This window comes from Allobosea sp. GW823-FHT02B03, assembly GCF_058797755.1.
This window is the reverse complement of the sequence record NZ_JBXAJY010000012.1, coordinates 1-16,552: the sequence shown is the minus strand read 5'-3', so window position 1 is coordinate 16,552 and position 16,552 is coordinate 1. Positions and strand designations below refer to the sequence as shown.

The 16,552-nt window shown below is 67.7% G+C and carries 6 protein-coding genes; 3 read left to right on the top strand and 3 right to left on the bottom strand.

Features of this window, described 5'->3' with window-relative positions; translation table 11 throughout:
* Window positions 1-4,174 (bottom strand): 3-keto-alpha-glucoside-1,2-lyase-like domain-containing protein (locus tag AC1REK_RS27395; protein WP_492270886.1); only part of this gene is annotated, 4,174 nt, incomplete at its 3' end.
* A 295-nt stretch (window positions 4,175-4,469) separates the two neighbouring features.
* Between AC1REK_RS27395 and AC1REK_RS27390 the strand changes: the two genes are divergently transcribed.
* The gene (locus AC1REK_RS27390) at window positions 4,470-5,375 is read left to right on the top strand and encodes a LysR family transcriptional regulator (protein WP_492270885.1); all 906 of its coding nucleotides are present in this window, start codon (window positions 4,470-4,472) and stop codon (window positions 5,373-5,375) included.
* A gap of 29 nt (window positions 5,376-5,404) precedes the next feature.
* On the opposite strand, the gene AC1REK_RS27385 is transcribed toward AC1REK_RS27390, so the two are convergent.
* A complete protein-coding gene (locus tag AC1REK_RS27385; protein WP_316020931.1) occupies window positions 5,405-6,766 on the bottom strand; it encodes an HlyD family type I secretion periplasmic adaptor subunit in 1,362 nt (453 codons plus the stop codon).
* Window positions 6,753-8,495 (bottom strand): type I secretion system permease/ATPase, encoded by a 1,743-nt coding sequence (locus AC1REK_RS27380; RefSeq protein ID WP_492270884.1) that lies wholly within the window; start codon window positions 8,493-8,495, stop codon window positions 6,753-6,755. Before AC1REK_RS27380 ends, AC1REK_RS27385 begins: the two co-directional genes overlap by 14 nt.
* 399 nt (window positions 8,496-8,894) lie before the next feature.
* On the opposite strand from AC1REK_RS27380, the gene AC1REK_RS27375 reads away from it, so the two are divergent.
* Both AC1REK_RS27375 and AC1REK_RS27370 read left to right on the top strand, forming a co-directional pair.
* Window positions 8,895-12,575: a hypothetical protein gene (locus AC1REK_RS27375; RefSeq protein ID WP_492270883.1), complete on the top strand. Its 3,681-nt coding sequence runs from the start codon at window positions 8,895-8,897 to the stop codon at window positions 12,573-12,575.
* Between the two features lie 150 nt (window positions 12,576-12,725).
* Window positions 12,726-16,552: Ig-like domain-containing protein (locus tag AC1REK_RS27370; RefSeq protein WP_492270882.1), on the top strand; the 3,827-nt coding region annotated here is incomplete at its 3' end.

Genomic DNA, 16,552 nt, shown 5'->3' with positions numbered 1-16,552 from the left:
TCTCGTCGCCGAAGGCGATGCCCTGCGACAGGTCGACGGTGACGCCGGCGGTGTCGTCGGAATAGTCGGCGGTGTCGTTGCCGTCGCCGCCATCGAGCCGGTCATCCTCGGCGCCGCCGGCCAGAACGTCGTCGCCCGCGCCGCCGAACAGCAGATCGTCGCCGGCACCGCCCTTGAGGACGTCGTCGCCATCCTCGCCATGCAGCTCGTCATCGCCGTCGCCGCCATCGACCACGTCGTTGCCCGCCCCGGCCTGAACCAGATCGTCGCCCGCACCGGCCAGGATCACGTCGTCGCCGACCGTCCCGACAAGTTCGTCATCGCCAGGCGTGCCGGCGATCGGCCCGCCCGGAGGCAGGACACTTTCGCTGGAGAGGTCATAGACCAGCACGTTGTCGAAGGAGACACCGGCGCTGTCCCAGGAGAACAGGCCGACCGTGCCCTTGCTCTGGGCGTGGTCCTCGATCGCATAGGCGAAGAGGGCGAGGCCATCGACATAGGCCTGGATCTTGCCGTCCTTGACCTCGACGCGCAGGTCGAAAGCCTGGCCCGGCGTGTATTTGGCCGGGTACTGGTTGAGATAGCGCTCCACCCCATCCTTGACCTGGATGAGCTGGAACAGGCTGCCGGCGCCGTTGCCCGGGGTGCGATCGTAGTTGCCGTTCGCGTCGAGCTCGAGCTTGTAGTAGTTGTTCGCGTCCTGGTAGTAGAACAGCAGGCCGAGCGCGCCGTTGTCGGGCGACTGGATCGTCGCCTCAACCGCATAGTCGGTCCACTCCTTCGCCGCAGCGTCGTTATAGAGCGCGTAGGTGCCCTTGCGCAGCACGTTGACGCCGTCGCCAAGCGGGCTCCAGCCGGTCTTCCAGGGATCGGAATTGGAGGCGCCGCTCCAGGTCAGCTGCCGGCTCTTGAGATCCGAGAGCTGGATCAGGGCGCCGTCGCGCAGTTCCCATTGCGAGGCGGTGCCGTTCGGGCCGACGCCGCCCATCTCGCCCTCGTCGACGATCGTCCAGCCAGCGAAGTCGCCGCCGCCGAAGCCTTCCGAGAGCAGGACGCGCGCCTTGGATACCGCATCGACCGTGACCTTGTCCGTCGCGGTCTTGCCGCCGGCATCGGTGACGGTCAGCGTCAGCACCTGCTTCACCGCGTCGAGTTCGACCTGCGCGGTCCTGCCCTGCGCGACGACATTGCCGTCGGCATCGGTCCAGACATAGCTGACGATCTCGCCGAGACCGTAGCTGCCCTTGCCGTCGAGCTCGACCAGGACGCGGCCATTGCCGTCGGTATCGACCGGGCGCAGGTCGTCGCCGGCATGGGCCGTCAGCGCGACCTTGTTGACCGTGACGTTGTCGAACTGCGAGCTGCGCTGCGTATCCGAGTAGAAGCCGACCGAGCCGCCGGCGAGCGGTGCGGGATCGACGACCTCGCCGAACAGATTCTGGCCGTCGAGGAAGGCGCTGATCCGGTCGTCGACCACCACGACCTTGAGCTGGAAGTCGCGGCTCCAGGGGGTGCCGCCGAATTCGCGGGCGAGCACGGTCTCGGTGCCGTTCTGGACCTTGATCAGCGAGCGGGTATTGGTCTCGCCGTTGAGCACGACCTTGTAGTGGTTCGCGGCGTCCTTGTAGTAGAACACCACGCCGATGCCGTCATTGTCGGTCGCCTTCAGCGTCGCCTCGAAGGCGTAGTCCGACCAGGAGGCCGCGGCGGCGGCCTTCCAGACCAGGATCTTGCCCGCCGCGTCGGACTGCTCGAAGACGCGGCCTTCCGGCGCATCCTGCCCCTCGGCCGTCGTGCCGCGTGTCGCCGCCGTGCCCTTGACGATGAAGGTGCCGGTGCCGCTGTCGAAGCTGGCATGCTGGGCGCTGCCGGTGCCGAACTCATCGGTCCAGGACGGGGTGCCGAAGTCGATCTGCACCGCATTGGCGCTCGGCTTCGCCTCCATGATGCCGCCGGCCTTGACGCCGCCGAGGGCCGCGATCTCGGCATCGCTGAGCACCTTGTCGGTGAACAGGAAGCTCGAGGCATAGCCCGGCCAGGTCTCGCCGCTCTCGTCGGCGAAGAGCAGGAAGCCCTTGCTCATGTCGATCTGGTAGCGGGCGTAGTTCCCGGCGGACTGGACGGTGTCGCCGACCTTCACGCCGTCGATGTATTTGGTGATCAGGACGTTGTCGCCGCGGTCGGTGATGGTGAAGGCGATGCGGTGCCAGGCGCCGTAGTTCACGGTGCCCTCATAGTCGCTGTTGATGCCGATGCCGCCGCGCGTGCCGCTGACATGCTTCATCGCCAGATCCTGATCGCTGGTATTGGTCAGGTCGGTCTGGAGGAAGGAGAAGTAGCTGGCGACGCCGGGCGTGATCAGCAGGTCGTAGACCAGCGAATAGGACTTCGCGACCGTGCCCGGCGCGACGTCGAGCTTCACCAGCACGCCGCCATCGGCCTGGCTGAGCTTCGGCAGATAGGTGACCTTGGCATCGCCGGTCGTGCCCGGCAGCGCCGCGATGCCGTGGGCGGCGGTGGTGGCATTGGCGAATTGCGGGCCGAGCGTGCCGGTGCCCCAGCCAGCGGCATTGCCGTCGTTGAAATTGTCGACGAGCAGGGTGTCGGCGTTCGAGACGGTGATGCGAACCTCGTCGGTCGAGACGCGGCCGGCGCTGTCGGTCACCGTCAGGGTGAGCTGGTGCTGGCCGGCACCGAGCTGCAGCGTCGGCGTCGCGCCCTCGGCGACGAGATTGCCGTCGCGATCGGTCCAGACATAGGTCAGGCCGGCGTCGTTGTTGGGGTTCAGCGTCCAGTCGCCGTCGAGCGTGACGGAAGCCTTGTCCTGGCCGGCCTCGGCCGAGACGAACTGGTCGTTGCCGGCCTTGGCGATCGCCGGAACCTCAGGCGTGCCCATGTCGACGTTCGAGAACGTCTCCTCGTGGCCGCGATATTCGCCGGTCAGGCCGTCGCGATCGAGTTCACCATCGCCGCGCACCGAGTCGAAATAGTCGTCGAGCTCGGTGAAATAGGTCGAGGTGTAGACGGCATTGTTGTCGGGATCGATGGTCAGCAGGCGGATGGCGCCGTTGCCGCCATTATTGCCGGCGCCCGCGCCGGCGCCGCTGGTGATCTCGCTGGCGACGCCGTTCTGGTAGTTCACCATCATCTGGTGGACCGGGTTGCCGAACTGGTCGTAGCTCACCAGGGTCTCGGCGCCGTCGCCGAAGATGTGGCCCGAGAAGGTGAAGGTGACGTTAGGATATTTTTGGATCAGCTCGCGATACATGGTCTCGCCGTCATTGGCGCCATGCACGCTGTTGCCGATCCCGTAATCATAGCCGGTGCCCTCGTCATAGAGCGGCGCGCCGGTGGCGTCGTGGCGCCCGGCCCAGTTCATGTAGGAATGGTTGGCCAGGATGACGCGGTGGTCGAGATGGCCCTCGATGACCTCGCCGGCCCAGCGCAGCACGTCGTCGCGCGGCCCGAATTCAAGGCTCAGCACCAGCCATTTCGTGCCGTCGGGCGCAGTGAAGGTATGGTAGTTGTTGGCGCTGCGGTTCGGCTCCATGTCGTAGACGCCGCCGAAGGTGCCGGGATTGGTCGCCGCCTGCTTCTCGGGGGAGAAGCGGATGTCGAGCGGATTGGTCGAGTGGTTGGCCGCGTTGCCGGTGTTCTGGTCGTGGTTCCCGGGCAGCAGCGAATAGGGGATCTTGCCGTCGAGGATGCGCAGGGCCTCCTCGGCGAAGGGCCAGTGGCTGGCGTCGTTGTTGTTGGTGGTGATGTCGCCGACATGGATGACGAACTGCAGCCCGAGGCTGTCCTTGTTCTCCACCAGCCAGTTGGTCATGTTCTTGAATATGCCGACGCGGGCCGCGTTGGTGTAGTCCTGCGTGTCGGGCAGGACGGCGATCGTATAGGCGTTTTCGCCGGCGACGCGGACGCGGACATTGTCGGTGACGCTATGGCCGCTGGCGTCGGTCGCGGTGATCGCGAGATCGGTGTAGCCGAGCGCGTCGGTGTAATCGATGACGAGCTTGCCGTCCTCGATCGCGACGTCTGCGATGCTCGGGTCGCTGCTGGTGACCGAATAGGTCAGCCCGGTGCCGGCGAACACGGTGCCGAGGTCGATGACGCGGTCTTCGGCGCCACGCTTGGCGATATAGTCGAGAACGGAGTTGCTGATCGTCGTCATGAGGTTTGCCTCTGCTACGGTCTGAACATCGGCACGTTCGGTCGCCGCGCTTCCGAACGTGGTGAAATTGCAGTTAAGACCGGTAGGAACCCGATGTGACGGATCGTTGAAATCGAACCGATCCAGGTCATCGAAAGTTGCGATACCCCACATCGAATTATTGACGACTGCTGTGCCGGCAAACCTAGGGATGAGACTTTATTTGCCTAGTCTTTCGCGGCAGGCCCGGCACGCTGTCACAAATCCGCATTGCGGCGCCGCTAGAGGTCCGGGCCCAACGGCGTGAGTTGAGAGCATGGCATCGGTCACGCAGCTTCGGGCTTTCCATTTCGTCGCGACCGCCGGCGGCTACTCCCAGGCCGCGCGCGAGATGTCGGTCAGCCAGTCGACCTTGTCGGGGCAGGTCCGCCAGCTCGAAGCGATCTCTGGTGTCGTGCTGTTCGAGCGCGGTCCACGCGGCGCGACGCTGACCGAGGATGGCGAGGCGCTCTTCCAGGTCACCTCGCGCCTGTTCTCCGCGTTGTCGGAAGCCGGGCGCATGCTCAAGAGCCGAAAGGCGGAGGGCGGCCGGCTGCGGCTTGCCTCGGACGGCACCGTGCATTCCCTGCCGATCCTCAGCGCGCTGCGCCGGCGGCGGCCCAAGCTGATGTTCTCGATCCAGCTGCAGAATTCCGACAGCGTGATCGAGCAGGTCGTCCAGTACCGGGCCGATGTCGGCATTACCGCGCAGATGCCGCAGGACAGCCGCTTCCATGTCCAACCTTTGACCAGCATGAAGGTCGGCATCTGCATGCCGGAGGACCATCCCTGGGCGCAGCGTCGCGCCATCGCCGTACGGGAACTGCACGGGTTGCCCTTCGTGCTGCGCGAGCGCGGCTCCCGCACGCGGGAGGTGTTCGAGCAGAACCTCAGCGCCCATAGCGTAACTCTGGGCGAGGTGATCGAGGTTTCGACGCGGGACGGCGTTCGCGAGACCGTCGCCGCCGGCTTCGGTCTCGGCGCGATCGCCGACCTCGAATTCGGCTACGATAGTCGCCTGCGCTATCTGCCGCTGCAGGACGCCGGCATCGCCATCAACGAGTATGTCGTATGCCTCGGCGAAAGGCGCCGCACGCCGATGATCGCCGATTTCCTGCGCTGTGCCGCCGACGCGTTCCAGCCGGCCGATGCGATCGGCCGTTCAGGCCCCGAGGCGGCCTGAACGGCGCGTTTCCAACGAAATTCCGCTGGCTAGTGGCGGAAGCTGCGCGCGATCTGGTCCTGGAACGGCTTGGCCAGATAGGCGAAGGCGGTGCGCGTCCCGGTCTGGATGAAGGTCTCGACCGGCATCCCCGGAAGCAGGACCTTGCCGTCGAGGCGGTTCGTCTCGGCCCGGTCGAGCGCCACGCGCACCGTGTAGAACGAGGCACCGGTCTGCTGGTCGGTGCTGGCATCGGCCGAGACATGGATCAGCCGGCCCTTCAGGTCCGGCGTCGTCGCGCTGTCGAAGGCCGGGAAGCGCAGCATCGCGGGCTGGCCGACATGCAGGCGGTCGATCATCGTCGGCTCGACCCGCGCCTCGACGACGAGCCCGTCGGCTTCCGGCACGATCAGCATGATCTGCTCGGCGGGGCCGATCACGCCGCCGATGGTGTGCACGACCTGCTGATGGACGACGCCGTCCTGGGGCGCGCGCATCTCGATGCGGTCGAGCTGGTCGCGCGCCGCGACGCGGCGCTCGGTGAGGTCGGCGATCTTGCCGTCGACGTCGCGCAGCTCCGTCGTGACCTCGCGGCGCAGATCCTCGTCGATCTGGACGATCTGCAGCTCGACTTCGGCAATGCGTCCCTTCACCCTTGCGGTGTCGGAGGTCAGGCTGCCGCGCTCGCCGACGAGGCGGGAGGCCTCGCGCTGCAAAGCCGTCAGCCGCGACAGCGCCACCAGGCTCTGGTCGTAGAGCTTCTGCACGCCGTCGAGCTCCTGCCCGATCAGCTTGGCCTGGACTTGCCTCGCCTCGATCTGCGCGGCGAGGCCCTTGATCTCCTCGTGCGACTGCGCGATTCGCTCGCGGAACTGCGAGCGCTGCACGTCGGCCGCGGCGCGCCGGGTGCGGAACAGCCGCGTTTCGGCCGCCACCGCCTGCGCCACGGCGGTGTCCTCGCCGCGATCACGCAGGGCGGCGGGCAGTTCGAGTTCGGGCAGGCCGTCGCGCTCGGCCTCGAGCCGGGCCTTGCGTGCCTGGAAGCGCAGCAGCTCGATCTCGATCAGCGTGAGGCTGGCGCGGGCATTGGTCTCATCGAGACGCACGAGCACGTCGCCCGCCTTGACGCGGTCGCCCTCCTTGACCCGGATTTCGGCGACGACGCCGCCGGCCGGATGCTGCACGCGACGGACATTGCTCTCGACCACGACCTTGCCGGAGGCGATCACCGCCCCGGAGAGCGGCGCCGTGGCGGCCCAGAGCCCGACCGTGCCGCACAGCACCGCGGCGGTGGCGACGCCGAGCAATGTGGCGCGGCGGATGTCGCGGCGCGGATTCGGCCGCTTGCCATCGGGGGCGGCGCCCGCGAGCGGGAGACTGCCGCCAGCCTTGTTCTCGTTAACCGCGCGCATCGGCCGCCACCACGATCCTGGGGTTGGAATGTACCGCCGCGGCGCTGCCGGGCTTTGCCGCGAGGCTCTTGCGCAGGACTTCCTCCTTCGGGCCGAAAGCCTGCGCCTGCCCCTCGGCCATGATCAGCACGAGGTCGATGCCCGCCAGCGCCGAAGGGCGATGGGCGATGACCACGACGATGCCGCCGCGGGCCCGCACGCCGGCGATCGCGGCGGTCAGGGCGGCGTCGCCATCGGCATCGAGGCTTGCATTGGGCTCGTCGAGGACGACGAGGAAGGGATCGCGGTAGAGCGCCCGCGCCAAAGCGATACGCTGGCGCTGCCCGCCCGAAAGCGTGCCGCCGGCCTCGCCGATCGGGGTTTCGAACCCCTTGGGCAGCCCGAGGATCAGCTCGTATGCGCCGGCGGCCTTGGCGGCGCCGCGGACCGCCTCGTCGGTCATTGCAGGGTCGAAGCGCGCGATGTTCTCGGCGACGGTTCCGGCGAAGAGCTGCACGTCCTGCGGCATGTAGCCGATGATCGCGCCGCGCTGCTCCTCCGGCCATTGTTCGAGCGTCGCGCCATCGAGGCGCAGGCTGCCGCGCGCGACAGGCCAGACGCCGACGAGCGCGCGCGCCAGCGACGACTTGCCCGAGGCGGAAGGGCCGATCACGGCGAGGCCCTGGCCGGCTTCGAGCGTGAAGGCGATGTCCTTGACCGTCAGCGTCGCGCTGCCGGGAGGAGCCACCGCGAGATGTTCGAGCGCGACGCGCCGCGTCGGCGACTCCGGCGCAACCGACGGGGCGGCGGGTCCTTCGGTCAGCACAGTGCGCAGCCGGCCCCAGGCCTGGCGCGCGCCGATGAACGGACGCCAGCTGCCGATCGCCAGCTCGATCGGCGCCAGCGCCCGGCTGCTGAGCACCGATGCGGCGATCATCACGCCCGAGGAGGCCTGGTCGTGCATCACCAGCCAGGCGCCGACCCCGAGCATCGCCGACTGGAGCATGAAGCGGATCACCTTCGAGACGCCGCCTAGGCCGTTGGTGATGTCCGCGGCGCCGAGATTTGCCGCGACATGGCGGTCGTTGGTCCGCTCGAAGAGGCGCCCCATCCGGCCGCCCATGCCGAGCGCCGTCACCGCCTCTGCGTTGCGCCGCGAAGCCTCGATCAGCGTCGCGCGTTCGGCCGCGGTACGCGAGAGTTCGGCGCTCGGCCGGCGCGAGGCGAACTCGGTCAGCAGCGCGAGGGCGATCAGGATCACCCCGCCCGCGACCAGCGTCCAGCCGAGATAAGGGTGCAGGATGAAGCAGAGCGCGCCGTAGAGCGGCATCCAGGGCAGATCGAACAGCGCCGTCGGACCGAGGCCCGAGAGAAAGCTGCGGACGCTGTCGAGATCGCGCGAGGGCTGGGTGCCGGTGGGGGCGCCGCGCACCTGGCCCTGGACGATCGCGGCCAGCACCGGGCCGCCGAGCTTGCGGTCGAGCTCCGCGCCGATGCGGGTGAGGATGCGCTGGCGCAGCCAGTCGAACACGCCGAGCAGGATATAGAGCGCCGCCACGATGATCGAGAGCGCGACCAGCGTCGGGATGCTCCGCGACGGCAGCACGCGGTCATAGACCTGCAGCATATAGATCGAGCCCGTCAGCATCAGCACGTTCACGATCGCCGAGAACAGGGCCACTGCGAGGAAAGCCGAACGGCATGAGGCCAGCGCTTCGCTGGCCGCGTTCTTCTGAGATCTTGGGAGCAAGGGCGGTTTCCCCGGAACGCGTAACGATACTGGACGAGCGCGCGAGCGGGCTCCCCGGCCGCTTCCGGGGCGAGCATTCACGCGCCTTGGCTTTCCGGGATCCCGGCGACGAGGCGGGCTCCCGGCATGGGCGGCGCGAAGCGATAGGGGTGGGATGTGACAGTGCGGTGAAGCTCTCCCGCAGAGGCGCGAGGCTTCGCCGAATACCCGACAGGCTCAATTGCTAGCCGGCAAGTAATTCAGCCGCCTTGCCCGAGCGAAAATCGCACATGGTTAAGAAACCGTAAAATCACTGTCATTCTTACCAAGTCATTAACGCGCGCCGAGGCTCGGATCGACCTGGCATCGCCCCGCCTTGTCGCGGGCGCCGCTTTCTCATTTGACGCAAGGAATATCATCATGGCTCGCCCCGTCGGTTCGGTCAGCTATATCGGTTTCAGTCCTGATGCCGGTGGCAGCGTCACTGTCAGGGTCCTCGAACCCGTCCTCCAGGGCGACATCATCAACATCAGGCAGGACGGTGCCGAACTCGGCGAAGGCAGCGGAACGCGCTGGACCTGGGCGGCCGATCGCGACGTCGCCGCTGGCGAGACGATCACCGTGAAGGGCCTGGGCAGCGGCGCGGCCGCCGCGCAGGCCGGCGAGGCGGAGGCGCAGGCCGATGTCGATTCGACCGGCAGCGTCGGCGGCTCGGGCGCCGTGAGCGGCAGCTCGACCAATCCTAGCCTGATCGACACGACGCTGGACAACACGATCGTCGATCCGTCGATCGATCTTTCGATCCCGGCCGGCGGCCCGGCCACCGCGCGCGCCCCGAGCGCGATCGAGGGTGGCGCCGGTGATGGCGGCGGCAAGGCCGCCCGCAGCGCCATGTCCTCATTCGCCGTGACGGCGGGCTTGCCGGCGACGCCTGACGCCGCCGCTGCGCCCGCCCTGGTTCCGGCTATCGACGCCGCCACCTTCGGCCCGTTCGGTGACGGCGATGACAGCTTCAGCAATGACGACGTCCTGTTCAGCGGCGTCTCGATGCTCGGCGGCGACGACACGCTGGTCAATTCGGGCACCATCATCGGCCTCGACGGCGCCGCCATCGACATGGGCGATGGTAACGACGTCGTCACGCTGCTCAATGGCTCGAAGATCTATGGCGAGATCCGCCTGGGTGCCGGCGACGACACGCTGACCGCCACCGAGGTCGAGGACGACCTCACCGTCGATGCCGGCGACGGCAACGACATCGTGCGGGCCGGCTCCGGCGACGACCTCGTTCGCGGCGGTGCGGGCGACGATCTGCTCGACGGCGGCGAAGGCGACGACGTCCTGCAGGGCGGCGACGGCAATGACCGCCTGCTCGGTGGCCTCGGCGACGACTTCCTGTTCGGCGGCTCGGGCAACGACACGCTGATCGGCGGCGAGGGCAACGACCTGCTCGACGGCGGCGACGGCCTCGACACCGCCGACTATTCGGCCGAGACGGGCGACCTGACGCTCGACCTCGTCACGGGCAAGGCGACCGGTTCCGACATCGGCGTCGATACCCTGCAGAACATCGAGATCGTCATCGGCGGCGCCGGCAATGATCGCATCGTCATCGGTGCCGGCCACACCGCGATCGGCGGCGCTGGCGACGACAGCATCGAGGTCACCGCCGGCGCAGGCGCCGCGGCGACCGTCGACGGCGGCGAAGGCACCGATACGATCAAGCTCGTCGGGACCGGCATCGGATCGCTCGCGGCGTCGACTGGCGTCGAGCGGCTGGAGGTCCAGGGCGGAAGCTGGTCGGTCGCCGGTAGCGCCGTCTATGACGAGATCGCCATCCGCAATGGCGGCACCGTCACGTCCGGCATCGTGATCGACGAGGACGACAAGGTCTCGATCGACGCCGGCGGCAAGCTTTCCGTGGCGAACAATGCCGTGACCTGGGCCGGCGGCGGCGACGCCGTGCTGACCAATGCCGGCCTCATCGAAGTGAATGCGGGCGAGCGCCTGCTGCAGGCCACGCTCGGCGCCACGGGTTCGCTGACCATCGACAACCTCGCCGGCGGCACGCTGCGCGGCGAGATCGGCCCGAGCCGTGCGGCCGCCGCCGGCGCCGAGATCGTCGTCAACAATGCCGGTCTGATCGAGGCCGATGGCCGCGTCATCGACTTCGACGATTTCAGCCTGAATGGCGCCAGCCTGACGATCAACAACCGCGCCGGCGCGACGATCCGCCAGTACGGCGAAAACACCGACGTGATCCGCCCGGGCCAGAACGGCACCGTGAACAACTGGGGCACGATCACCGCCGAGGCGGGCGCGACTGCCGGTGGCGACGCCATCGATTTCCAGCAGAACACCGGCGGCGCGGTCAATAACTTCGCCGGCGGCCTGATCGAGGGGGCGAAGCATGCCGTCACCGGCAAGCAGGCGGTCACGGTCGTCAACAACGGCACCATGATCGGCCGCAACGGCTCGGCGGTGAACATCGACAATGACGGCTCCGAAGCCAGCATGGTCAGGATTACCAATAACGGCCTTATGCAGGGCCGCTCGGCCGGCCTGGCGAACAGCGACGGCGATGCGGTCGACGTCGACGGCCTCATCTACGTGCTCAACACCGGCACCATCGAGGGGCTCGGCGCCAGCGGCGCGAACGATGGCGAGCCGAACGTCTCCGAGGCCATCGCGGTCGGCGGCGGTACCATCGTCAACGACACCAACGGCACGATCCGCGGCTATGGCCGCGCGATCCAGGTCGACAATTCCGGCAACGACAATGCGCTGGGCGCTACCCTGATCGTCAATCGCGGCCTGATCGAGGGCAAGGGCAACGGCCCCGAGAACGTCCCGCCGGCCGACGCCGCCCGCTTCGACCTGCGCGGCAACGAGGCGATCAATCTGATCGGCAACCATGCCGACGAGGTGATCAACGTCGCCGGAGCCCGCATCATCGGCGGCGTCTCCATGGGCGGCGGCAACGACAAGCTCGGCAATTCTGGCCTGATCGAAGCCACCGGCGGCGCGGCCATCGACATGGGCGCCGGCGACGACCACCTCAACCTCTATGTCGGTGCCGTCGTCAACGGCAAGATCCTGCTCGGGGACGGCAACGACCTCGTCACCGCGACCTCGTCGAGCGCTTTCGACATCGATGGCGGCGACGGCAACGACCAGATATTCCTCGACGCCGGCGACGACACCGTCCGCGGCGGGGCCGGCAACGACACCATCTACTCCGGCGCTGGCGACGACTTCATCGACGGGGGCGACGGCGACGATGTCCTCTACGGCGAGGCCGGCAACGACACCATCCATGGCGGCGCCGGCAACGACGTCATCAGCGGCGGCGCAGGCGATGACACGATCTATGGCGGCGCTGGAAACGACATCATCAAGGCCGGCCCCGGCAACGACTATGTTGACGGCGGCGACGGCTACGACACGCTGGATCTCTCGGCCGCCAGCGGCGCGATCTATGTCGACATGGCCTCGGGCCGGGTTGCGGCCGCGGGCATCGGAGTCCAGACCTTCGTCAACATCGAGAGCCTGGCCTTCGGCGACGGCGACAATGTCGTCACCGGCGGCAATGGCGACGACACCTTCGACGGTGGCGCGGGCAACGACACGCTCAATGGCGGCGCCGGCGACGACACCCTGTTCGGCGGCCTCGGCAACGACACGCTGAAGGGCGGCTCGGGCGACGATGTCCTCGACGGCGGCGAAGGCGATGACGAGATCTCGGGCGGCTCGGGCGACGACATCCTGCTCGGCGGTCTCGGCAACGACAGGCTGAGCGGCGGTTCGGGCGACGACGTCCTCGAGGGTGGCGCCGGCGACGACATCCTGACCGGTGGCTCGGGCAATGACAGCTTCGTCTTCGCGCCCGGCTTCGGCCGCGACACGATCACGGACTTCGCCGGCGGACAGGAAGACGTGATCACCTTCGACAGCGACGTCTTCGTCGATTTCGAAACGGTCATCTCGCATGCGGCGCAGGTCGGCTCCGACGTCGTGATCACCTTCGACGAGAGCAACTCGCTCACCCTGAGCGGCGTGCAGCTCGGCACGCTGCACATCGACGACTTCCGCTTCGTCTGAGCACGCCTCGGCCTGTCTAGGGGCGTCGCAGGACGCCCCTAGACATCAAGGCCAGGCCTCCCGGGAGGGAGCCGGGCCACTTCTTCCGAACCGATGCGGGTCGCGATGCCGCGACCGCGACCCCCTTTTGCGCTCTCCGGAAACATCATCATGTCCGACATCGTCCTTCTCGCGCATCGCGGCAGCAATCCCTATCCCGACCATTCCCGCGAGGCCTATGTCTGGGCTGTGAATTGGGGGGCGGACTTCATCGAGCCGGACCTTTACCTGACCAAGGACGGCGTCCTCGTCGCCAGCCATGACGACCACAACTACGCCAACCTGACCTATGCGGAGGCCAAGGCCATCGAGCCGGCGCTGATGACCTTCGGCGAGGTGATCGAGATCGCGAAGGCGATGTCGGTGGAGACCGGGCGCAAGATCGGCATCGTTCCCGAGACCAAGAACACCAGCTACGCGATCAGCGAAGCCCTGATCGAGGCGCTGATCGCGCATGATTTCACCGATCCCGCGCTGGTCACCATCCAGAGCTTCAACCCGGCCAATCTCCAGCAGCTCCACGACACGATCATGCCCCAATACGGCGTGGACGTTCCGCTGGCCTATCTGCGCTCCGGCATCGGCAACCCGACCGAGATCGCGAGCTTCGCCGACATGGTCGCGCCTGTGATCAACTCCTTCACCGCGGCGGATGTCGCGGCCGCGCATGCGGCGGGCCTCAAGGTCGTCGCCTGGACGATCATGGGCTCGAAGGCCGATGTCCAGAAATACGTCGACATGGGCGTGGACGCGATCTTCGTCGACGACACCAGGCTCGCCCGCGAGAGCATCGCCGAGATCGGCGGCGCGAAGGCGGCCTTCGGCACGGCCAATTGGGACGTTCTGACCGGCACCGCCGGCGCCGACATCCTCTATGCGATGCAGGGCAACGACCTCGTGCGCGCTGGCGACGGCGCCGACGTGGTCTATGGCGACGGCGGCAACGATGTCCTCTTCGGCGGCGCCGGCGACGATGAGCTGCATGGCGGCGCCGGCGGCGACTTCCTCTCCGGCGGCGAAGGCGCCGACACGCTCATCGGCGGTGCCGGCAACGACGTCATCGTCGCGACCGGCGACAGGATCGTCTTCCGCGCCGGCGACGGCATCGACCTCGTCATTCTCGACAGCACGAGCACGCTCCATTTCGACGGGATTCTTCCCGCGGACATCGTCGTCCTGCGCGACGGCAACAACCTGATCGTCCGCTCGGGCAGCGATGCGATCATCCTTCGCGACGGCGTCGATCCGGCACATCAGCCAGCTGCGATCACCACCAGCGATGGGCTGAGCCTGACCGGGGCCGAACTGGCCGCGCTCGCCGTCCCCGGCAGCGATGCCGAGATCGCCGCCCTGCTGCCGGGGCTCGAGGCGATTCTTGCCGCCGCTCCCGGCCTGGCCGAGCCTTCCCAGATTGCGCTGGGCACGGATCTCGTATCCGAGGGGGATTTCAGCCCCGCCGTGCTTGCCCGACAGATCGAGGACGCCGAGAACGGCGCCGTCTACCGCCTGAGCTTTTCGCTGGCCGACCTGCCGAACGGGGATGACGGCGTCGTCGTCACCTGGGGCGGCGAGGTCGTCTACCAGGGCACGCCGAGCGCCGCCGGGGAGGCCTTCAGCTTCATCGTCAAGGGCGGCGCGGGCGACGGCTCGAACCTGCTCGCCTTCGCGGGCGCCAGCACCGGCTTCGGGGCCGAGCTCGACGACGTCCATTTCGTCAAGGTCGCCGAGCCCGCGCTGCCTTCCGCCGGCAACGCCGCGCCGGAAGCCGGCGCCAATGAGCTGCGGATCAGCCAGGACATGGCCTATCGCGGCCAGGTCGCTGCCGGCGACGCCGATGGCGACGCGCTCGTCTACAGCCTGCTCGAGGGGCCGGCCCATGGCACGCTCGCCTTCAACCCGGACGGCAGCTACCGCTACACCCCGTCGGCCGGCTTCACCGGTACCGACCGGTTCAGCGTCCTCGTCAATGACGGGCATGGCGGTGTCGCCGAGGCGGTCGTCAGCCTGGATGTGGTTCCAGGCATCGTGGTCGGCACCGATCTCGTCGCCAATGGCAGCTTCGAGGACGTCTCGGCCTCGACCGGGAACAACGGGCCGAGCGACTGGGGCTATCGCAACCCGAACGGCATCATCGCCGGCTGGACGGACGTCAACGGCAATCGCATCGAGCAGCACTGGGATTCGCCGAACGGCGTCGTCGCCACGGACGGCCGGATCTGGCTCGACATGGACGGCTACAACACCAACACGCACATCGTTCAGCAGGTCGCGCGCATCGAGGATGGCGCAACCTATCTCCTGAGCTTCGCGCTCGGCGATGCCGACACCGCGGTCTCCGACGACGGCATCCGCGTCGTCTGGAACGGCCAGCTCGTCTATGAGGGCGTTCCGACCAATCCCTGGCAGACTCTGAGCTTCCGGGTCACCGGCGGCTCCGGCGATGCCTCGAACAGGCTCGAATTCATCGCGACCGGCACCGGTCTCAACACCTATGGCGCGGCGCTCGACGATATCAGGCTCGTCAAGATCGCCGAGCCGGGCACGCCGCCGGCCGAGAACACCGCGCCCGACGCCCTCGACGGCGCCGCGAGCGGCACCCGGGGCAATGTCGTGACGGGTCAGCTTGCCGCGACCGACGCCGATGGCGACGTGCCGCTGAGCTTCGCCCTCGGCCAGGGCCCGGCCCATGGCACGGTCGAGATCGATGCCGACGGCAGCTATCGCTATACGCCTGCTGCCGGCTATGTCGGGCAGGACAGCTTCACCTTCACCGTCAGCGACGGCTTCGGCGGCACGGACACGGCGACGCTGAGCCTGACGATCGCGCCTTCGACCGCGGTCGGTCCGGAGCTCATCGTCAATGGCAGCTTCGAGGATCTGACCGGCGCCAATGACGGCGCCGCCTGGGGCTATCGCAACACCAACCCGGCCGGCGTCATCCCCGGCTGGGTCAACACCGGCGACAACCGGGCCGAGATCCACCGCGACACCGTTGGCGGCATCGGCGCGCTCGAGGGCAGCTACTGGTTCGATATGGAGGGAGCGCCGAGGAATGCGCGTCTGGTCCAGACCGTCGCGGGCGTCAGCGAGGGCGAGACCTACCGGCTGAAGTTCGCCATCGCCGACACCGACATCGCCCAGGCCAGCGACACCGTCACGGTCTATTGGGGCGGGCAGGTCATCTACACCGGCATACCCAAGAACAAGTGGCAGGAGATCACCATCGACGTGGTCGGCGGTGCCGGCGACGGCTCCAACAAGCTCGAATTCGCCAGCACCACCGTGAACCCGAACGGCGCCGGCGTGGCGCTGGACAAGGTTTCGATGGTCTGGATCGACCAGAACCCGAACCTCATCGTCAATGGCAGCTTCGAGGATCTGACCGGTGCCAGCAACGGCAACTGGAGTGGGGACTGGGGCTATCGCAACGACAACGGCATCATCGCCGGCTGGACACAGGTCAACAGCGCGGGCGGTGGCCGCGCCGAGCTGCACTTCGATACCCAGAACGGTGTCGGCGCCAAGGACGGCAATGTCTGGTTCGACATGGACGGCAACGGCAACAATGCGAAGCTCGTTCAGAAGGTGGCGGGCGTCGAGACCGGCGCGACCTATCGGCTCAGCTTCTTCATCGCCGATGCCGACGCCCGGACGAGCGATGACGGCGTCCGTGTCTATTGGGGTGGCCAGATCGTCTATGAGGGCATCCCCGGCAATAGCTGGCTCGCGATCACCGTCGATGTCGTCGGCGGTGCAGGCGACGGCAGCAACGAGCTGATCTTCCAGGGCACCGAAACCAACCTCAACGGCTATGGCGCCGCGCTCGACGACATCTCGTTGCGCAAGATCGCCGACGCACCGCCGCCGAACGCGGTTCCGGTTGCGGGAGACGATGCCGGGCTCGGCACGGCCTATGGCGCTGCGCTGCTGATCGACCC